Source organism: Vibrio sp. Vb0598 (assembly GCF_033338935.1).
Taxonomy (GTDB): Bacteria; Pseudomonadota; Gammaproteobacteria; order Enterobacterales; family Vibrionaceae; genus Vibrio; species Vibrio alginolyticus.
In genome coordinates this window covers 151,912-170,054 of record NZ_JAWOTP010000003.1, presented here as the reverse complement: position 1 = coordinate 170,054, position 18,143 = coordinate 151,912, and the positions used below count along the sequence as shown (strand labels likewise).

Below are 18,143 nucleotides of genomic sequence, written 5' to 3'. Positions count from 1 at the left end.
TGCCAATCTGGAGTAACTGGACTGAGAGCCGGTCCAGATTGGTTTTTTATACTCTGATGTATTGCTGAGACGGTAAAATATCAGGGCAGGCAAGGAAGGAAATAATTATAACGAGGACTATCTAATGATAGAAAATAGCTTTGCTATCACGTCCACTTTTGTGGCGTATTTACTGATTATGGTTGCTATTGGCGTTTACGCGTATAAGAGGACTTCCAATTCATCTGACTACTTCCTAGGTGGCCGTAGCCTAGGTCCGTGGCCTGCTGCATTATCTGCAGGTGCTTCAGACATGAGTGGTTGGTTGCTGCTAGGCTTGCCTGGCTATGCGTACGCTGCGGGTATCGAGGCCTTCTGGTTAGCCGGCGGTCTACTTCTTGGTACATGGGCAAACTGGCTCATCAGTGCAAAACGCCTCCGTACCTACAGTATCCAAACTGACGCGCTAACGTTGCCAGAGTTCCTGTCACGTCGCTTCAACGATAAGTCGAAACTGATTCAGACAATCTCTGCGTTTTTCATTCTTCTATTTTTCCTTTTCTACACCAGCTCAGGTTTGGTCGCAGGGGGCAAACTGTTTGAGACGGTATTCGGTCTAGATTATACCTACGCTGTTATCATCGGTACGGTGTGTGTCGTTTCTTACACACTATTCGGTGGTTTCCTAGCGGTATCTTGGACTGACTTAGTGCAAGGTCTTCTAATGGCGGCTGCGCTAATGATTGTTCCTATAGCGGTAATGGACGGTGGTTTAGGTCAGCTAAGTTCTGATCTACATGACATCAACCCAGAACTTGCAACGCTATGGAATGACGCGAAAGGCGAACCATTATCTGCGATTGCCATTATCTCTCTAGCGGCGTGGGGCCTTGGTTACTTTGGTCAGCCACACATCCTAGCGCGTTTTAAAGCGTCTCGTTCAAACAAAGATCTAACGACTGCACGTCGTATCGCAGTGATTTGGACGGCACTATCTATGGTTGGTGCAATGCTTGTTGGTCTTGTTGGTCTGGTTTGGGTTACGGGTCATCCGGGTACTCAACTAGAGGACGGTGAGAAGATCTTCATGCTATTGGTTAACGCAGTATTCCACCCTGTCGTTGCGGGTATGTTGTTAGCAGCAATCCTAGCGGCGGTAATGAGTACCGCTGACTCACAGCTCCTTGTTTCATCTTCAGCGCTTGCAGAAGATTTCTACAAGCAAGTATTCAAGCCAGAAGCGTCTTCTGAAGAAATCGTAATGATTGGTCGTATCGGTGTTATCGTTATTTCGCTTGTTGCGCTATTCCTAGCGATGACGCCTGATAGCTCAGTACTCGGTCTTGTATCTTACGCTTGGGCTGGTTTTGGTGCGGCATTTGGTCCTGCGGTTGTACTTAGCCTTTACTGGAGCGGTATGAACCGTAACGGCGCGTTAGCAGGTATTCTTGTTGGTGGTATCACTATCGTAGTTTGGAAGCAGCTAACTGGCGGTTGGTTTGATGTGTACGAAATCGTACCGGGCATCATCTTCTCTACGCTTGCCATCATTGTGGTAAGTAAAGCAACGGGTGGTGCTGCGCAAGACGTGTTAGACCAACACCAGTCGTTCGAGAAAAAACTGGTTGAACTAGACTAGTAACTTCCCGTATATGAACACAAAGCCCGCTATTTTAGCGGGCTTTGTTTTATCTGAAACTTAATTAACGTTAATGGTGGTAGCTTGAGATCAGAGCTTAGCATTGCTCGGTTAGATTGGAGTGTTAGTCGCGACGAATTTTGGAGTAAATAACGGTGTTACTCAACTCTCCCGATGTAGTCAGACGTTCGTTTCTGAGCTCTCCTTCGAACTCATAACCACAGCGCTCGGCTACAGCCCGGCTCTTTTGGTTGGTGCTATCAGCATGAATTGCGACTCTCTTGGCGCCCAAGTCATCAAACGCATAGCGCTCAACTTCGAGCACAGCCTCGGCAACATAACCATTGCCAACGGCAGCATTATCTAACCAATAACCTATCTCAAAGGATGGTACGTCGGGATCTCGAATCATCAGGCCGACCGCACCCAGTAAGCGATCGCTTTCCTTTTCAATCATGTAGTAACGCAGCTCTTCTTCGAAGTTTTCAAAGTTTGCGATGGCTTTCTCTGTCCCTTCTATCATCGCTTCTAATGTCAGCACATGAGGCACCCACGGCAGATAGACTTCGAGAGTTTTTTGGCTACGAACGACAGCTTGATGCGCCTCTTCGGCTCGTTCTAAACAAGCAGGGATGAGTTTGAGACGTTTCGTTTCCATGCCGACTCTCCTATGGGTGAAAAATGAACGGAAAATCATTTAAACAGATGTACTTAGAATGATCTAGTCAACGCCGTCATATTATTCACTTGGTTTGCCAGAGAGAAACTGAGAGAATCGAACCGTTATCAAACCAACTAGGTTCATTATGAAACTTTTAGTAAGAAACTTGGCTCGTCACATGACCGAGCAAGATATCCGCAAATTATTCTCAGCGTACGGCAAAGTAGAACTGTGTTCGCTAGTGCTTGATCAAGACACGGGTTTGTCGAAAGGCTTCGGTTTTGTCATCATGCCGGACGAAGCAGAAGCCATTTCTGCTCTTGAAGCACTGAATTTGACGAACGTAGAAAAAAGCAAAATTCGCGTGAAAGTCGCACAAGACTAATACAGAGAAAAGCCAGCGTTATTGCTGGCTTTTTTGTCTTTCTATTTAGAGACCAAATTGGCAACATTCTAGAATGTCTTCTCTTTTCGTTTTAGCGAGATTGATCATCAATTCTCTCTTCAAGTTGTTTCATTAAATCCTTTAACTGTAGAGAATCGAAATTGTCTGAATTCGGCACTTGGTAAGCGTCGTTGACTGTGTAGAGCATCAAACTTTTGCTAGAGAAGAACTCTTTCTGTATTTGGACTTTGACAATGTCATCAAGAGGTAGACGGAAGTAAACCGTTGAGCCCTGGCGGTACTTCAAGGTGTTGGTGCTTGCATCGATATCTAGCGTTTTAGGATTGAACGCGCGGCGCGTGAAGTACGTTGAGAGCAGTTTCAATCCTATTATTGTGAGTGCTACGAGTCCAAACTCGACGATCTTGTCTGCTAGGTAGGAAAAATAGAACAGCGACAACAATACAGTTCCTAGCAAGAAAGGGTTGTTCTTGGGCAGATTTTGTGAAGTTTCATGGATGATCATCCGACATATTCCTCGACTTTATTCAGAAGCGACGAACGTGAGTTGGTAGACACAAACCTTTCGTTCTTTGCCTTGCATGCGCAATGTTTTGTCACCGATGTAAGGGATATTTAGTTTTTGGATCACCGATTTAGAACGCTGATTGTCCACCAAATGCATCACGGTTATTCCGTTTAACTCAAAGTGCATTCGAGCAAATTCGAGTAAGGCTTTGGAGGCCTCGAATGCATAGCCTTTCCCCCAATGTGGCACGCCAACCCAGTAGCCTAATGTACCGTAGCCCTCTTCGATACGCGGTAAACTCACTGCACCAAGTAACTCCCCAGTGTTTCGCAAGGTAATAGCGTACGCCACGCCTTGATGCTGCTGATACATCGGATCGTGCCTATCTATCCATGCTTGCGCCATCGGTCGCTCATAAGGATGAGGGATGTTTGCTGTCATGTCGGCAATTCGCTTATCTCCAGCGAGTAAAGCCACTTGTTGGCAGTCATCGATATTGAATGGCCGGAGGACGAGTCTTTCGGTAGTGAGAATCGGTTGTATCGTCATGCATTTCTTCCTTGATGAGACGGCTATAGCTGCTAGCAACTGGTTTGCGGGGTAAATCGAGATAACAAGGCGTCTCGAAAGCTCGATCTAGCCAGGCGTGTAGTTGTCATGCGCCTTACTAAATAATAAGCCCGAACAATTGCTTATGTGTAATGTGTCGTATTATTACACACATAAGCACGTTTGCTCATATTGATGGTACAAAAGTTGAGGTCTGACCAATGTCTCAGTTTTTTGATACTTTCGTTCAATTTTTTGAAGATAGGGCACAAAAAATTAAAGGAGCTTTTTAATTGTGGAATTATTTTGAACAAAATATGTCAATTGTCAGTAGGACGAAAAAGTAGGGAGAAGAGAAATGCCGGATATATATTGCGCAGCTTGTAGAAAATCAACGCAACATAAAGTGATTATGAAGCGTTGCGAGCCTCAGTCTGTTGAGTCGTTAACAGGCAAAATGGTGAGTTTTACACAGCTGATGGCGAAATTTGTATCAGGTGAACATTATTACGAGATGGAGCCTCAATACTACTGCCGTTGTTGTAATCATCGTGCAATTGGAGAGGTTGTTCCACATCCTACACGGCATACATCGGCCGCACTCTAATTCTGAGTGATAGCCATGATTAATGGCTAATTAGGGTGGCGTTGCCCGAACGACAGATCTATACAGGCGTATCATGCGCTTTCAAATTTGCGACTCCGCGGGAGCCGCTAGGTTGCTTTTTCTCTTCATATCACGGTTACTAAGTGAGCGGCAATAATCATAGCTCTTTCCCTCCTTCGTTGTTTTCTGGTTATTCTCTGCTGAATTTCACATGCTGTGCATTTGATGGTTTGCAATTGTTTGAGCAACGATTAATGTGATGCTTTCTAAGTGGTTACAAGGAAGTGGGTTAATGAGTTATCAATTGGACCGGATTGATTTACATATTTTGAGAGTGCTTCATTCGAGAGGCAGAATTCCAGTTGTAGAACTAGCAAAGCTGATTAACTTAACGACTTCTCCATGTTCTGACCGTGTAAAGCGGCTAGAAAAAGAAGGGTATATCAATGGTTACCATGCAGAGTTGAATGCGGAAAAGTTGGGGCTGGATGTGCAAGTATTCATCCATATTCGTTTAGACCAAACCAGTTTTTCTATTTTTGAAAAGTTTGCGAAAGCGGTGGAATTGATGCCTGAAATTGAAGAGTGCTACTCGCTCTCTGGAGATTTCGATACCATGATAAAAGTTCGTGTTAAGAGCATGAAAGCGTATCAGGAGTTTATGTCGAGCAAGTTAGGCACGCTTCCGGGCGTGATTCAAACTCGTAGTGAAGTGGTCATAGAAGAACATAAAACGGGATTTGGTGTTAATCCCGAGCTCCTTGGTTAGGCGAGGCATGTGTTGAGCCTCCTTATTGAGCGTGACTTGGCGTATTATTTTTTCAAGATAAAAAAAGGAGCCGAAGCTCCTTTTTAATAAATCGGTGAGCGATTATGCCCCGATAAAGGTGCTGATAACGCCAATTAAACCACCAAAAACACCGCCCCAAACGACTAGCCAGCCAAGGTGCTGTTTAATCATCTTTTGCACCATTTCTTTAACTAATGCCGGTGTTAATTCGCTTAAACGTTGATCGATGATACCTTCAATGTTCTGCTTTATCTCATCCATCATTGCAGGAGATTCGAATTGCTCTTTCAGTGCTTCTTTGATGTTATCGCTCTTGCTCAACTCAATGATGGATTCTTGCATCTTTTCGACGAAAGGTTGGCGCATGGGTTGTAGCGCTTCCGAGCCGCCAAACATCGCTAGCATGCCACCAAACTGAGAGCCTTCAATTACTTCCACTAGGGAATCAAATGCTGGATTTAAATCTACTTTCTCAATTACTGGTTGAAGATCGATGTTCACACCGCCCGCCATTTCTTTATTCAAGAATCGGTCAATGTTCGCTTCAGTAAAAAACTGTTCCATCATCAGGTTTTTGATAGCCAGTTTAAACTCTTCAAATCGTGCGGGGATCACGCCAGAACCGTATAATCCAGGCACTTTCTCAAACAGCATATGGATGGCAAGCCAGTTGGTGATGGCGCCTGAGAACGCAAACAGCCCTGCATACCAAAGATAGTCGTTTTGTAATTGATGACCTCCAGCCATCAAAGCGATAGCAAGGACATTCGTTAGCAAACTTTTGTTCATAGTGACCAGTTATATGTGAATATCGGAATAAATAAGTGGGCCTGATTCTATACCTAAGTCACATTGAGATGCTAGGTTTTGCCGTGATGAGTGACCGTGTTGCGAAGGGATAAAAATGGATGTACAGAAAAACAAAACCCGACAATCATTGTCGGGCCACTGCTTTTTCTTAGAAAAACTAAGATTCTATTTTTAATTTTAGATGCGGTAGATCTTACAACAAAGTTGGCATTTCCATCTTTCTGAGTAGCCAAATAGCTTGTCAGCCCAACTTGGTTTGAGTTGTACGATCTGCATTGAACCACATTTACACATAAGCTAATTACCTTATTGTTAATATAATAACTAAGCCATCTATTGAGTATAGCTGTTTCTCAAAAAGTGAAATGACAAATGAAGACGGCTCAATACTCTGTATTGTGTTCATTGCAATGGATACGCAACGAGGCAGTATATTAGCAGAAAAAGTGTGAGCTTTATCATGGAGAGTGTTTCATATATGAGAAACCACAATGGCTATATGAGCATCTAGCCATGGATTAAAATAAAAAACGGCGCTTAAAGCGCCGTTTTTATTGAGCTTATCACTCGTTAAGAAGCGTGTTGATTGTCTAGTTCTTCAGCGATAAATCCGCCAGTTTGATGCGCCCAAAGCTGGGCGTAAATGCCGTTATTCGCAATGAGTTCTTGATGAGAACCTTGTTCAACGATGCTGCCTTTATCTAGCACGATGAGGCGATCCATTTGTGCGATGGTCGATAATCGGTGAGCGATAGCAATAACCGTTTTCCCTTGCATTAATTCATTCAAGCTTTCCTGAATCGCCGCTTCGACTTCTGAATCCAGAGCCGATGTTGCTTCATCCAATACCAGCAATGGTGCATCTTTGAGTAGCACACGAGATATTGCGATACGCTGACGTTGGCCGCCAGACAGTTTCACACCACGTTCACCAACTTGCGCATCGTATCCGACATTACCAAATGGGTCGGTCAGAGTTTCGATAAACTCATGGGCATGCGCTTGCTTAGTGGCTTTCAGCAAATCTTCTTCTGTCGCATCTGGATTGCCATACAAAATATTGTCACGAATTGAACGGTGTAGCAGAGAAGTATCTTGGGTCACCATACCGATCTTTGAACGCAAAGAGTCTTGTGTGACTTCTGAGATGTTCTGTCCATCTATCTTAATGCTGCCGTCTTCGACATCGTGGAAACGAAGTAACAAGTTCACCAAAGTCGATTTTCCGGCGCCGGAGCGCCCAACCAAGCCTACTTTCTCTCCTGGTTTGATGTTGAGATCGAGATGGCTAATTACGCCTTTGTTCTCACCGTAATGGAAGCTGACGTTATCAAAGTGAATGCCTCTTTCAGTGACAACCAAGTCTTTTGCGCCTGGTTTATCTTTAATATCAATAGGCTTAGAAAGCGTTTTCATTCCATCGACAACGGTTCCCATGTTTTCAAAGAGGGCGCCAACTTCCCACATAATCCACATCGACATACCATTTACGCGTAATGCAAGGCTAACAGCAATCGCAATCGCGCCAACGCTGATGGCACTATCCAACCACAGGTAAATCGATAAAGCAGCAACGGAAAACACCAAAATATAGTTTGAGATCTCTACAGCAACGTCAAAGCCGGTCACTAGGCGCATTTGACGATAGACCGTATTCAAAAATCCCTTCATGCCTTGCTCAGCATATTGGGTTTCGCGCTGGCTATGAGAAAACAGTTTGACCGTCTGAATATTGGTATAGCTGTCGACGATGCGTCCTGTCATTGTCGAACGAGCATCGGCCTGCGCTGAAGCGACGTCTTTGAGCTTAGGGACAAAATAGATTTGGATAGCGATGTAAGCGAGCAGCCAGACGATCATTGGGATCATCAAACGCCAGTCTGCCGTCGCTAACATAATGATCATACTGGTGAAGTAAACCGTAACATAAACAAATACATCCATAGCTTTCATCACGGTTTCGCGCACAGCTAATGAGGTTTGCATGACTTTAGTTGCAACTCGGCCTGCAAAATCATCTTGATAGAAGTTTAAGCTTTGATTGAGCAAATACCGGTGTGCAAGCCAGCGGATAGACATTGGATAGTTGCCCAATAATGTTTGGTGAACGAGCAACGAATACAAGATCACCAATATAGGCATGACAACCAGCAATAAGGCTCCGTAGAAAATCAAATCCGATTTGTTGTCTTGTAAGAACGTTTCTGGATTGCTGGTAGACAACCAATCAACCAATTGTCCCATGGCGCCAAACAACATTACCTCAACAACAGCCACAATTGTGGCCATCAAAGACATGATGATCAAAGGCTTTTCATAACCACGAGTGTAATAACGCAGAAAAGCGAACATCCCTGAAGGAGGCTGATCCGGTGTAGATTTGGGGAACGGCTCTGTAAAGCCTTCAAATCGTTTAAACATAACTCATCCTAAAGTTAAAACAGTGCCATTTGGGGTGGCTAAATCCATCGATTCACGCAGCTTTGGACGAAGCCGCGTGTATAAGGGTTTTTGGCTGCTCTCGAGAAAGCAGACGGATTGACGAGAGGGGCGAAAAAATAGTCTAACCGATTGTGTTTTAAATGTAACTAGTTGGTTATGGGTGTGGTTGTCTATGGTTCTGATTCTTATGATGAATTCTTATCATGTTCATCACGGTGCAATAAAAGCTTAAACCTGCAAAGTGACAATAAAATTTAGGGAAAAATGAACTTAATGCAGCAAAAATTACTTTTGGGCAATTAAATTAATTGTCAAAACAGCAAAACTGAAGTTAACAATAAATTTACAATCTCCTCATTCTAGTGATAAGGAATGTATTGGATGCTATTACACGAATCAGTGACCCAATTTGCTAATGGGAAAGAAGAAAGCACGCAAAGTGCTCAGCGCCAAACCGCAAACTGCGTAGTGATGGTGCCACCGAAAGAGTTTCGTTTTAATGAAGAAACCGCACAAGATAATGAGTTCCAACATAAAGTGTCACTCAGCCAAGAAGAAGTCTCACGTCGAGTAATGGCCGAGTTCGCGAGTATGGTTGCAACGCTGCGTCAAGAGGGCGTTCAAGTTGTTGAGTTTGATTATCCAACTTCAGATGTTGCGACGCCAGACGCGGTATTTCCAAACAATTGGTTTAGCACTACGCCAGATGGCACGTTGTACACCTTTCCAATGGCCTGTGAAAACCGTCAAAAAGAAGTACGTCCCGATGCGCTTGTAGCAGCACTAGCGCAAGCAGGGCGAGAAGTTCATCGACGCAGCAGTCTAACTGAATATCTTGACGAGCAAGCGTATTTAGAAAGCACGGGTGTGATGGTGTTTGACCACCTAAATAAAACGGTCTACGCCGCACTCTCACAACGTTGTGATCGTCTGGTTTTAGAAGATTACGCCGATCGTATTGGCTATGAACGAGTGATTTCTTTCCAAACTCGTTTGCCGTCTGGTGCGCCGATTTATCACACCAATGTGATGATGGCGGTTGGCGAACAGTTTTGCGTGATTTGTGACGAAGTGATCCCAGAATTTGAGCGTCGTTTTGTAATGAAGTCACTCGCCAAAGACAAGCAAGTCATCTCAATTTCGCTTGATCAGATGAACCAGTTCTGCGGTAACATTCTGCAACTGGAAACGATCAACGGCGACAAGGTGATTGCGATGTCGCAATCGGCGTACGATGCATTCTCACCTGCACAAAGAAAGCAATTGGCAACGCACGGTAAATTGCTGCCATTCGACGTTTCTACCATAGAATCTATTGGTGGTGGCTCGGTTCGTTGTATGTTGGGTGAGGTGTTCTTACCGAATCGTAAAGCTGTGCTTTAATAAACTGCACATTTCTTTTCAGCCGCAGTGAAAGGCTGACGAAGCGTTCTCTTCAAGGGTTTTTAGCCGTTAGCTCTGTGGCAGTACAGACTAACGGCTTTTTTGCGCTTTTTAGTTTTCTGACGATTTGCATAGGCGCCGCTTGGTTTAAGCGCCTAAAATAGGATGGTTCACCTAGCAGATTGTGGTAAAGTCCGCGCCTGCGTTTTACCGCATCTTCATTATTTTTATTGCTTCTTCAACCCAAAGTACAAGGTTTTCGTTAATGCCATTTTCTACTCTCTCATTGAGTTCTGAGCTGATTCACGCACTGCCAAAAGACTTCAAGAGACCGACCGATATTCAAGCGTTGGCCATTCCTGAGCTGTTGGCTGGTCAAGATCTATTGGCTTTGGCAAATACAGGCAGCGGCAAAACCCTTGCTTATGGTTTGCCTTTGTTGGAAAAGCTGAGTGTCAATCCAGAGCAAAAAGCGCTGATTCTTGTGCCAACGCGTGAGCTGGCAATGCAAGTGAGTGAAGCAATTAACCAAGTTGGTCAAGCTCTTGACCTCAACACAGTGTGTTTGTGTGGCGGCGTTGATAAAGAGCAACAACAGCAGGCGCTAGCGACAAATCCTCATATCCTTGTCGCGACGACAGGTCGTTTGGTTGATCTGGCAAACAACGGTTTAGACTTAAGCAATATCCATTACCTAGTGTTGGATGAAGCGGATCGTCTGTTGGATATGGGCTTTTGGCCTGACGTACAAAATATTGCGGGGCTTATTTCAAACCAGCGTCAAACCGCGATGTTCTCGGCAACGTTTTCAGATGAGTTGAAGGGTAAAGCGAAGCTGCTTATGCCGGCACCAAAGCAAGTTGCAGCGCATCAAGAAAACAGCACCAACCAAGATATTGCTGAAACGCTGTACCTCGTTAACAAAGGCAGTAAAACCAAGGCATTGATTGAACTGATTCAAAAAAACGCGTGGACTCAGGCATTAGTCTTTATTGGTGCGAAAGAGAACGCCGATGGCTTAGCGAAGAAGCTGAATAAAGCGGGCATCTCAACCAATGCGCTGCATGGCAATAAGAGTCAAGATGAGCGAGAAGAAGCACTGGCGCAGTTTAAATCTGGGCAAATTCAGGTGTTGATTGCCACCGATCTACTAGCGCGCGGCATTCACATTGAGCAATTGCCTGTAGTGATCAACTTTGAACTGCCAATGCATGCAGAAACCTATGTTCACCGGGTAGGACGCACCGCTCGCGCAGGCGAACAAGGTGTGGCGGTGTCATTGGTTTGTCATGGTGAAATGGACGCACTAAGCGCGATTCGTCACCTGACTCAACGTGCATTACCAGTGCAAGATATGGCAGGTTTTCCAGTAACGGATAAGCCATCAACTGGCGAGAGCAAACGCGCGCCACGTGATAAAAAAGCCAACCGTCGAACTCATGCTAAGAAGAGCATTAAGCAGTTTCAAGGTAAGTCGAAACGCCCAGCCCCGAGTGCGAAGTAAAACAAAAAACACGCTCTTGACGGCATAGTCGGTTCAGAGCGTGGCTTACAAATTTTACTTTTGAGTATTAACGGCAGTTGGGCCAATCAAGCGCATTTCCCAACCTTCGACTTCACCAGTTTCTAGACGGCGCTCGACCAGCTTGCCCCAAGACTCGACTAACGGCAGCTCAGACAGCTTAGTGAGTTCTTTTCTATCTAAACAGCCAGTGAAAACCGCGCCCATGATGCGAGCCAGTGGCCATTCTGGATAAGGTCTTTCGCACAGAATAATCTCGTCACCTGCACCGATATCGCCTTCTTCCAACACTCGGAAATACCAGCCTGTTCGAAGCGTATCTTGCAGTCTTCTCGCCATATCGTGTTGGTCAAAGCGTACGTTAAGTTTCCAACAAGGCATGCGACCTTGCGACACTTCCAGTAGTGTTGAGCCGATGCGAATTTTATCTTTCAAGCAAATCGTGGATTCGGTTACGCCTTCGGAGCTGATGTTTTCGCCAAAGCCGCCGGCGGATTGGAAAATGGTTCTTTCGCCTAATTCTTGTTGCCAGATTGGGTAGTGCTCGCTTGGGTAAATATGAAGCGCTTTTTGAATGCCACCATGAAAGCGCGGATCACCTTGCTCATCACTGATAAAACCGAGCTCTGTTGCATGCTGGCGCTCAGGCTGCACTTGTTTGTTGATTGCGCTTTGCGCTCCATGAGCATAAGGGACGGTTTTCCCTGCTAGCACAGCTTTTACGACGCCGATTTTCTTCATATAACCTCCTTATTATTTGAATGAGAGATAAAGTGTTTACCTTCATTCGCGATGCGGAGCATGATAGCCTAGTAAACTTGTGTCGGTATAGGGATGAAAAGACAACTAACAATGCTAACTCGCCAAATTGATTCGAAGTCAGGCGTCGTCACCTCCAATGAGATGATGGCCGCGAATTCCCATTCTCCTGTTTTAGTGAAAACCATCGACATGCCAAAAGGTTACATTGATGCGCTGCATCGACACACTTGGCATCAAATCATCTTTCCTATCAAAGGGTTATTGCAAACGCAAACGGAGCATTATCAGCATTTGGTTCCGCACACTTCTGCGTTATTTGTTCCTGCGGGTGTTCAACACGAGTCGATTGCTCTAAGCAACACGATATTTGTTGGCATTTACCTCAACCCTGAGTTTGGCGCAACGTACGAGCCACAAGTGAGAACCATTGCTTTAACGTCGTTTTTAAATGAGCTTTTACAAGAGATCCGCAGACAGTGTGAAGGTGAGACAAGCCACGAAGAAGTGCTGCATTTGCTGGCGGTGTTGCATGATCAAATTTTGAAAAGCAACGTGCAGACATTTCAGTTATTGCTGCCACAAGACAGACGACTAAAACTGATTTTCGAGCAATTGACTGACGAGCCCGCGTTAAGCTGTTCGCTAAAAGAGTGGGGGGAGAAAATTGGGGCATCGGAGCGTACTTTATCACGGTTGTTCGCCAAGGAATTCAACACTTCATTTCTGCTTTGGCGGCAACAAATTCGGCTAATTTACTCGCTTTCTTTGTTAGATGAATCGTTGTCAATCCAAGCCATTGCAGACCTAGTGGGTTATCAAAACGACTCATCCTACATCAAAGCATTTAAAGCCTATTTTGATATGACGCCACAACAGTTTAGAGTGAACGGCGCATCGCGCAGGTAGAAATACAGAGCTTCGACTTCACTTAATGTTTTTGAGTAGAAGTTACGAAACTTTCTTTTTTAATTTCAATTACATGGTATGAATAACAATGGCACCAACGATAAATACTCGAGTGAATCAATTCTGTTTTGGTCAACCCCAAACATCGCTGTCGTTGGAAAAAGAGCCCCTCAATCCGCTTGCTCAGGGCAAGGTTCGGGTGAGACTCGAAGCTACAAACATTAACCCAAGTGACTTGCTTTCCATTCATGGTGTTGGGCAATACCGCCGCGTTCACGTACCACCTCGCGTGCCGGGATTTGAAGCGGTTGGGCGTGTGGTGGAAGTCAGTGCAGTCGGTCAAACTGACCTTCAAGTTGGGCAAAAGGTGTTGGTGGCGATGAGTGGTACTTGGCAATACTACATAGATGCCTCGCCTGAGAATCTTTTTCCGCTACCTGAGAGTTTGGAGAACGGCTATGCCTGTCAGTTGTACATCAACGCGTTAACCGCGTGGGTGATCACCACTAAAGTAGCTAAGTTGAACAAAGACGATGTGGTGATCATCAATGCAGCAGGGTCAGCGATCGGTAAGATATTTGCCCAGCTCGCCCATTCACTGGGTTTTGCACTGATTGCTGTGACCTCAAAGCGAGACGAGTATCCGTACGATACCATTCCAGTGTTGGACGCGAAGAAAGACTTACAAGCGCAGCTGCAAACGCGCCAACTGCCACAACCAACGGTCGCTCTGGACGCGATAGGTGGTGAGGCTGGCACGGATCTCATTCGTACCTTGAAAGAAAACGGCCAATACATCAACTACGGAACATTGTCGTTAACGCCTTATACGCCTGAGTTTTTTGAATCGATGAAGGCCAACAACATCGACTTTAGTACATTCTTTTTGCGGTATTGGGAAGAATCGGTAGGTAAAGGCGGGAGAAAGACGGTGTTCGCTGAAATGTTAGAACATTTTATTAGCAGCGACATAAAGTTAAACGTTGCATATGATCTGCCGTTAGAGGACTTTCAAACAGCGATTGAAATGGTTGAGCGACGCTCGTCAGCAGTGTCAGGAAAAATCATTTTGACGCTGTGAATTAAAGTGAGCCTGTTGAGAAAAGGGAGGATAAAATCCTCCCTTTTTTATGGGTTTACTTGTAATGATTGGGCTATTTTAGATGGAAGATTTGCTCTGTTTCGAGCGATGTCATCGCACGTACTTGACGCCAAATGTAATAAAAAATACCGAACATCATCAACATACTTGGGATGGCAATCATTGGGTAACTGTACAGCGTCATTTTCCCTAACTCTTCGTTAAAGGCAGCAGTACCAGAAGGGCTAGTCACAATCCAAGTCGCAAGGAAGTAGTTCATTGCAGATGAGAACGCAAAAGTACTTGCAAACAGGTAGTTAGAAGACATAAGGCAACGTTCGAACGCATCGGTTTTACCATTTTCTTTTAAACGTTGGTTAATCAACGCGAGATTCAACACTGTGTCATTCAGTACTAACTTCTGCATCAGTGGGTAGCGGGTAAACGTTGAGCCCAAAACCGCTAAACCGATCAGGCCAGGAATCAGGGCTTCTTTTAGTGCTAACCAGCGTGTATCAAGCTCTAACAAGCCGATGCCACCAGTTAGTAGAACACTGATAAAGCCCAGAGCAGAAATAAAGTTAAATTTCTTGTTACGGACAAGGTCCATACCGCCATAAATGATAGGAAATAGCAAAGCGACAACCAGCGCCATTGCTGTCCCTAGATGCTCATCGCCACTAAACTTCATCAAAATGAAGGAAGGGATAAATACGTTGAAAAGGATTTCAAATAAGGGATTCGGCTTTTTCGCCGTCGTGTTACTCATAATGTTTTACTGACTCTACTCTATGTCGGCTGTTATTGTACTTTGACAAGAAGTGTTCATCTAGTCGCGCTTGATGTAAAGCGTTAAAGCGTCGAGTTGTGTAACGACTTATGAAATAGACCGGAGCATAGCCAGTTAGTTTACATGGTTGACTACTTTTTGTGTCTTAATGACTCTCCTTCTGTGCGATGATCTGATTACGCGCTCTGAATAATCGAGTCGCCACTGTGTTGTGGTTGAGCCTCAAGGCTTGGGCAATTTCATCATGATTCAACCCAGCCACTAAGCTCAAGAGCAACGGCTCTCGGTATTTGGGTTCGAGAATCATCATTTGTTTTTGAAGCCAATCTTGGGCCATGTCGTAGTCACTGCCAGGGTAGGTTTTTGTCTGTATTGCACACTCATCAATGTCGACAAAATCGTACTGTTTTCTATCAAAGCGCCGAGCATTCTCACGACGCAAAATAGTAATGAGCCAAGACTTCGCGGCGTTGGGGTCATTTAATTTATCAAAGAATCGCCACGCTTTCAGAAAGGTTTCTTGCGCTAAATCTTGAGCAAGGTGGTGATCTTTGCATAACCAATACGCGAGACGGTAGATCTCTTGGTATCGCTCTTTCGTCAGTGCTTCGTAACGTTTACGTTTTTCCATAGCATTAAGATAAAAAGTTTGGAGAGCACGTTGTGTCTGCCAGATGAACGACAACCCTTTTTATCGCTTTTACAGTGATAAAAAGGGTTGTTCGATTAGGAAGATAAATTCGAAGAGTTAACCTTCGAAATATCGAAGGGTGGCTCTGATTACTTTCTTACGCGCTTAAAATGGTTGGTTGGAAAAACGTGAGTACTGGATGGCATCTGCGACTTCCTGAGCTTTAGACTCTGAAGTCATAAGGTGAAGTAGCTTAAGAGCAGCTTGATAGCTAACTAGGCTACCGTTCGAAGTGATAACGCCATCATCAATGACAAAATTCTGGTCGACTTGTACTTTGACTGCAGGGTAATCTCTTTGAAAGCCGTTTTCACCTCCGGCCCAAGTTGTTGCTTTTTTGCCGTTTAAAAGGCCAGCTTCGGCTAACAAATACGCGCCAGAGCAATTACTTGCCATCCAATCTGCCGCCTTTGAGGTAGTTCTAATAAAGTGAATGAGATCTTTATTTTCGATTAGTGCATCCATGTCATAGCTGGATGTTAAAACCAATACGTCGAGTTCCGGCAGATCACCAATCCAAGCATCCACACCAATTTTTAATCCTTCTTCAGTGGTGATGGTTTTCTGATCGGAGACGGAAATGGTGAGCACGTCATAATCACTAAACCAAGTGAGACGACTTGCGACGCCAAAGACCTCTAAAGGCGCAGTAACATCAGAGGTCAGTACGCCATCGTAAACCAGAATACCAATTCGTTTATCTGCGGCATGTGCTGTTTGAAGCACCCCAAAGAATAGGACTAGTGTCGCTATCAATAGTTGTAGTGCATTCTTCAATCCGTTTTTACCCATGGTTTTTTCCTCGCTAACAGAGCATCAAGTTATTGAGGTCCATTATATTTAGGCTAATTAGTGATTGAAGAGCCACTTGGTCTTTACTAAAGTGAATAAAATTCATGAATAGAGTTCATTGGTTATATGGATAAGATACGGTCCCTACGATTTTTTATTGCCACTTTAGATGGCGGTAGTTTTGCTGCGGCTGCCAAAGTGTATGGCACTGACCCTTCGACCGTGAGTAAAGCCATACATCGTCTTGAAAGCGATTTGGGTATACAGCTTTTTCAACGTTCTACGCGACAGAGCCGCCTGACAGAAGCTGGTCGTAGGTACGCAAATACTGCTAGGTTTGTACTGGAGGAGCTGGCGGCATGTGAGGATTCATTAAAAAGTCACAATGATGCGCTTTCAGGGCAGCTTAAGATTAATGTGCCAGTCTCGTACGGTCGCCTCTATATTCGTCCTTTATTAAAAGAGTTTTGTCGCCGCTACCCTAACATCACTATCGATATTCATTACGATGACGCCTACGTTGATATTATTGAGCAAGGTATTGATGTGTCGATTCGCTCTGGTGTCGTTCACGATAGTCAATTGATTGTGCGTCAGCTCAGCCCTATCGATTTTATCATTTGTGCCAGTCAGGAGTACTTAGCGCGCCATGGTGTTCCGAGTGGCCCGGATGTATTCAATGACCATTCTTGGGTTCGTTTTCGTTTTAAACAAACGGGGAAACTGTTGCCGATTCGGATGCCAGAACCAGACGGTGCGAGTGAATATGACCCCGAAAGAAACTACATTGTAAATGATGGTGAATCCATGGCAGAGCTTTGCGCAGAAGGTTTAGGGTTAACTCAGATTCCTCACTTTATCGCGAGAGATTGGCTCAAAGCAGGGCGTTTAGTGCCGATATTTCCGAGCATGCGTCAAGCAGGAAATGGCGTGTATCTTCTCTATGCTAACCGGGAATATGTGCCTGCCCGAGTGAGGGTGTTCATCGATTTTATCACTCAAGCAATACAGGATATGGATGAAACGCCATTCCATACGTGGGCTGAAACGTTGCCGATTTACCAACCGAACCAAGGTGATTGAAAACTTCATGTGAGTCTTTGGTTAAAACACCCCAAGCCATATGGTGCTTTTATCGGTTTTTGTTAGGTTATTGTGCGTTATTATCGAAAAGCGCAGTTTGCTCTTCGTCACTCATAAAGGAAAGACAATGCCAACTAAGATCTTAGTGCCAGTTTTGGCTCTACTTCTCAGCGCATGTGGCGGCGACGGGGAGTCGTCAGCACCTGTAGAAAACGGCTCTCAAAACACAGGTTCCACATCGTCACAAGGTACATTTGCCGAGCAGATGCTCGCAGCGGTCAACAGTGCTCGCTCTACTACACAACAGTGTGGCGCAACCACCATGCCACCTGTTGGGACCCTGACTTGGAGCTACGATTTGGAAAGCGCCGCTTATCGACATTCAAGCGACATGGCGAACAGCGATTTCATGAGCCACACAGGCTCTGATGGCAGCAAGATGTCAGATCGAGTTAACGCAACGGGCTATGCTTGGAGCGCCATTGGTGAGAATGTCGCCGTAGGGCAAAGCACCATTAACGCCGTCGTTAATGCTTGGTTATCGAGTGAAGGTCACTGCCTTAATATCATGAGTGCGGATTTTGATCAGATGGGCGCGTCGCTTGTCGAAAATCACTCTGCACGCTACGGGTATTACTGGACTCAGGTTTTTGCCAAACAGCGCTAATGCGATAAAGAAGCCTGATAGATAAAATAAAACACCAGCAGTCACTATCTGCTGGCGTATTATTATTTACATCTC

Annotated in this window: 19 protein-coding genes; 10 read left to right on the top strand and 9 right to left on the bottom strand. The window is 44.9% G+C overall.

From position 1 onward, the window contains the following. Window positions 1–124 precede the first annotated feature (124 nt). On the top strand, window positions 125–1,618 hold the full coding sequence (gene putP / locus R7Q38_RS04915) for a sodium/proline symporter PutP (RefSeq protein WP_005374582.1): 1,494 nt from the start codon (window positions 125–127) through the stop codon (window positions 1,616–1,618). A 124-nt stretch (window positions 1,619–1,742) separates the two neighbouring features. Here putP and R7Q38_RS04910 read toward each other — a convergent pair whose 3' ends face one another. Continuing rightward, complete coding sequence (locus tag R7Q38_RS04910) at window positions 1,743–2,276, bottom strand: GNAT family N-acetyltransferase (protein ID WP_213866655.1); 534 nt, start codon at window positions 2,274–2,276, stop codon at window positions 1,743–1,745. Window positions 2,277–2,424: 148 nt separating this feature from the next. Between R7Q38_RS04910 and R7Q38_RS04905 the strand changes: the two genes are divergently transcribed. After that, complete coding sequence (locus tag R7Q38_RS04905; protein ID WP_005374587.1) at window positions 2,425–2,664, top strand: RNA recognition motif domain-containing protein; 240 nt, start codon at window positions 2,425–2,427, stop codon at window positions 2,662–2,664. 91 nt (window positions 2,665–2,755) lie between these two features. Here R7Q38_RS04905 and R7Q38_RS04900 read toward each other — a convergent pair whose 3' ends face one another. Continuing rightward, the gene (locus R7Q38_RS04900; RefSeq protein ID WP_017820067.1) at window positions 2,756–3,190 is read right to left on the bottom strand and encodes a hypothetical protein; all 435 of its coding nucleotides are present in this window, start codon (window positions 3,188–3,190) and stop codon (window positions 2,756–2,758) included. 18 nt (window positions 3,191–3,208) lie between these two features. Further along, entirely contained in the window at window positions 3,209–3,742 is a 534-nt protein-coding gene (locus R7Q38_RS04895) for a GNAT family N-acetyltransferase (protein WP_085569453.1), read from the bottom strand. A 358-nt stretch (window positions 3,743–4,100) separates the two neighbouring features. On the opposite strand from R7Q38_RS04895, the gene R7Q38_RS04890 reads away from it, so the two are divergent. Together R7Q38_RS04890 and R7Q38_RS04885 are read left to right on the top strand one after the other, a co-directional pair. Further along, complete coding sequence (locus tag R7Q38_RS04890) at window positions 4,101–4,349, top strand: hypothetical protein (RefSeq protein ID WP_130545664.1); 249 nt, start codon at window positions 4,101–4,103, stop codon at window positions 4,347–4,349. Between the two features lie 292 nt (window positions 4,350–4,641). Next, window positions 4,642–5,118 carry an Lrp/AsnC family transcriptional regulator gene (locus tag R7Q38_RS04885; protein WP_005374595.1) on the top strand — a complete coding sequence of 159 codons (477 nt, stop codon included), beginning with the start codon at window positions 4,642–4,644 and terminating at the stop codon, window positions 5,116–5,118. A 102-nt stretch (window positions 5,119–5,220) separates the two neighbouring features. On the opposite strand, the gene R7Q38_RS04880 is transcribed toward R7Q38_RS04885, so the two are convergent. Both R7Q38_RS04880 and R7Q38_RS04875 read right to left on the bottom strand, forming a co-directional pair. After that, window positions 5,221–5,928: a DUF445 domain-containing protein gene (locus R7Q38_RS04880; protein ID WP_005383549.1), complete on the bottom strand. Its 708-nt coding sequence runs from the start codon at window positions 5,926–5,928 to the stop codon at window positions 5,221–5,223. Window positions 5,929–6,519: 591 nt separating this feature from the next. Next, entirely contained in the window at window positions 6,520–8,370 is a 1,851-nt protein-coding gene (locus R7Q38_RS04875) for an ABC transporter ATP-binding protein (RefSeq protein WP_239938465.1), read from the bottom strand. Window positions 8,371–8,772: 402 nt separating this feature from the next. Between R7Q38_RS04875 and R7Q38_RS04870 the strand changes: the two genes are divergently transcribed. After that, window positions 8,773–9,774 (top strand): arginine deiminase-related protein, encoded by a 1,002-nt coding sequence (locus tag R7Q38_RS04870; protein ID WP_033906610.1) that lies wholly within the window; start codon window positions 8,773–8,775, stop codon window positions 9,772–9,774. A gap of 265 nt (window positions 9,775–10,039) precedes the next feature. Then, a complete protein-coding gene (locus R7Q38_RS04865; RefSeq protein WP_064355017.1) occupies window positions 10,040–11,278 on the top strand; it encodes a DEAD/DEAH box helicase in 1,239 nt (412 codons plus the stop codon). A 54-nt stretch (window positions 11,279–11,332) separates the two neighbouring features. On the opposite strand, the gene R7Q38_RS04860 is transcribed toward R7Q38_RS04865, so the two are convergent. Further along, window positions 11,333–12,037, bottom strand: coding sequence for an MOSC domain-containing protein (locus tag R7Q38_RS04860; protein WP_318114143.1), 705 nt, complete (start codon window positions 12,035–12,037; stop codon window positions 11,333–11,335). 111 nt (window positions 12,038–12,148) lie between these two features. On the opposite strand from R7Q38_RS04860, the gene R7Q38_RS04855 reads away from it, so the two are divergent. Further along, the gene (locus tag R7Q38_RS04855; protein ID WP_171053537.1) at window positions 12,149–12,964 is read left to right on the top strand and encodes an AraC family transcriptional regulator; all 816 of its coding nucleotides are present in this window, start codon (window positions 12,149–12,151) and stop codon (window positions 12,962–12,964) included. Between the two features lie 88 nt (window positions 12,965–13,052). Then, the gene (locus tag R7Q38_RS04850; RefSeq protein ID WP_138939512.1) at window positions 13,053–14,045 is read left to right on the top strand and encodes a zinc-dependent alcohol dehydrogenase family protein; all 993 of its coding nucleotides are present in this window, start codon (window positions 13,053–13,055) and stop codon (window positions 14,043–14,045) included. Window positions 14,046–14,118: 73 nt separating this feature from the next. Here R7Q38_RS04850 and R7Q38_RS04845 read toward each other — a convergent pair whose 3' ends face one another. The 3 genes from R7Q38_RS04845 to R7Q38_RS04835 all read right to left on the bottom strand — a co-directional run bounded on the left by R7Q38_RS04845 (window position 14,119) and on the right by R7Q38_RS04835 (window position 16,318). Further along, window positions 14,119–14,814 carry a VC0807 family protein gene (locus tag R7Q38_RS04845; RefSeq protein WP_005383527.1) on the bottom strand — a complete coding sequence of 232 codons (696 nt, stop codon included), beginning with the start codon at window positions 14,812–14,814 and terminating at the stop codon, window positions 14,119–14,121. Window positions 14,815–14,980: 166 nt separating this feature from the next. Next, window positions 14,981–15,511 (bottom strand): sigma-70 family RNA polymerase sigma factor, encoded by a 531-nt coding sequence (locus R7Q38_RS04840; RefSeq protein ID WP_254901941.1) that lies wholly within the window; start codon window positions 15,509–15,511, stop codon window positions 14,981–14,983. Between the two features lie 120 nt (window positions 15,512–15,631). Continuing rightward, complete coding sequence (locus tag R7Q38_RS04835) at window positions 15,632–16,318, bottom strand: DJ-1/PfpI family protein (protein ID WP_053350144.1); 687 nt, start codon at window positions 16,316–16,318, stop codon at window positions 15,632–15,634. A 126-nt stretch (window positions 16,319–16,444) separates the two neighbouring features. Here R7Q38_RS04835 and R7Q38_RS04830 point away from each other — a divergent pair, with 126 nt between their 5' ends. Continuing rightward, the gene (locus R7Q38_RS04830; RefSeq protein ID WP_138939510.1) at window positions 16,445–17,401 is read left to right on the top strand and encodes a LysR family transcriptional regulator; all 957 of its coding nucleotides are present in this window, start codon (window positions 16,445–16,447) and stop codon (window positions 17,399–17,401) included. 127 nt (window positions 17,402–17,528) lie between these two features. After that, window positions 17,529–18,068, top strand: coding sequence for a CAP domain-containing protein (locus tag R7Q38_RS04825; protein WP_169628474.1), 540 nt, complete (start codon window positions 17,529–17,531; stop codon window positions 18,066–18,068). The last annotated feature ends 75 nt before the right edge of the window (window positions 18,069–18,143 follow it).

Coding starts and splice junctions, on each gene's coding strand:
- putP (WP_005374582.1), top strand. CDS start 125: ATGATAGAAAATAGCTTTGCTATCACGTCCACTTTTGTGGCGTATTTA.
- R7Q38_RS04910 (WP_213866655.1), bottom strand. CDS start 2,276: ATGGAAACGAAACGTCTCAAACTCATCCCTGCTTGTTTAGAACGAGCC.
- R7Q38_RS04905 (WP_005374587.1), top strand. CDS start 2,425: ATGAAACTTTTAGTAAGAAACTTGGCTCGTCACATGACCGAGCAAGAT.
- R7Q38_RS04900 (WP_017820067.1), bottom strand. CDS start 3,190: ATGATCATCCATGAAACTTCACAAAATCTGCCCAAGAACAACCCTTTC.
- R7Q38_RS04895 (WP_085569453.1), bottom strand. CDS start 3,742: ATGACGATACAACCGATTCTCACTACCGAAAGACTCGTCCTCCGGCCA.
- R7Q38_RS04890 (WP_130545664.1), top strand. CDS start 4,101: ATGCCGGATATATATTGCGCAGCTTGTAGAAAATCAACGCAACATAAA.
- R7Q38_RS04885 (WP_005374595.1), top strand. CDS start 4,642: ATGAGTTATCAATTGGACCGGATTGATTTACATATTTTGAGAGTGCTT.
- R7Q38_RS04880 (WP_005383549.1), bottom strand. CDS start 5,928: ATGAACAAAAGTTTGCTAACGAATGTCCTTGCTATCGCTTTGATGGCT.
- R7Q38_RS04875 (WP_239938465.1), bottom strand. CDS start 8,370: ATGTTTAAACGATTTGAAGGCTTTACAGAGCCGTTCCCCAAATCTACA.
- R7Q38_RS04870 (WP_033906610.1), top strand. CDS start 8,773: ATGCTATTACACGAATCAGTGACCCAATTTGCTAATGGGAAAGAAGAA.
- R7Q38_RS04865 (WP_064355017.1), top strand. CDS start 10,040: ATGCCATTTTCTACTCTCTCATTGAGTTCTGAGCTGATTCACGCACTG.
- R7Q38_RS04860 (WP_318114143.1), bottom strand. CDS start 12,037: ATGAAGAAAATCGGCGTCGTAAAAGCTGTGCTAGCAGGGAAAACCGTC.
- R7Q38_RS04855 (WP_171053537.1), top strand. CDS start 12,149: ATGCTAACTCGCCAAATTGATTCGAAGTCAGGCGTCGTCACCTCCAAT.
- R7Q38_RS04850 (WP_138939512.1), top strand. CDS start 13,053: ATGGCACCAACGATAAATACTCGAGTGAATCAATTCTGTTTTGGTCAA.
- R7Q38_RS04845 (WP_005383527.1), bottom strand. CDS start 14,814: ATGAGTAACACGACGGCGAAAAAGCCGAATCCCTTATTTGAAATCCTT.
- R7Q38_RS04835 (WP_053350144.1), bottom strand. CDS start 16,318: ATGGGTAAAAACGGATTGAAGAATGCACTACAACTATTGATAGCGACA.
- R7Q38_RS04830 (WP_138939510.1), top strand. CDS start 16,445: ATGGATAAGATACGGTCCCTACGATTTTTTATTGCCACTTTAGATGGC.
- R7Q38_RS04825 (WP_169628474.1), top strand. CDS start 17,529: ATGCCAACTAAGATCTTAGTGCCAGTTTTGGCTCTACTTCTCAGCGCA.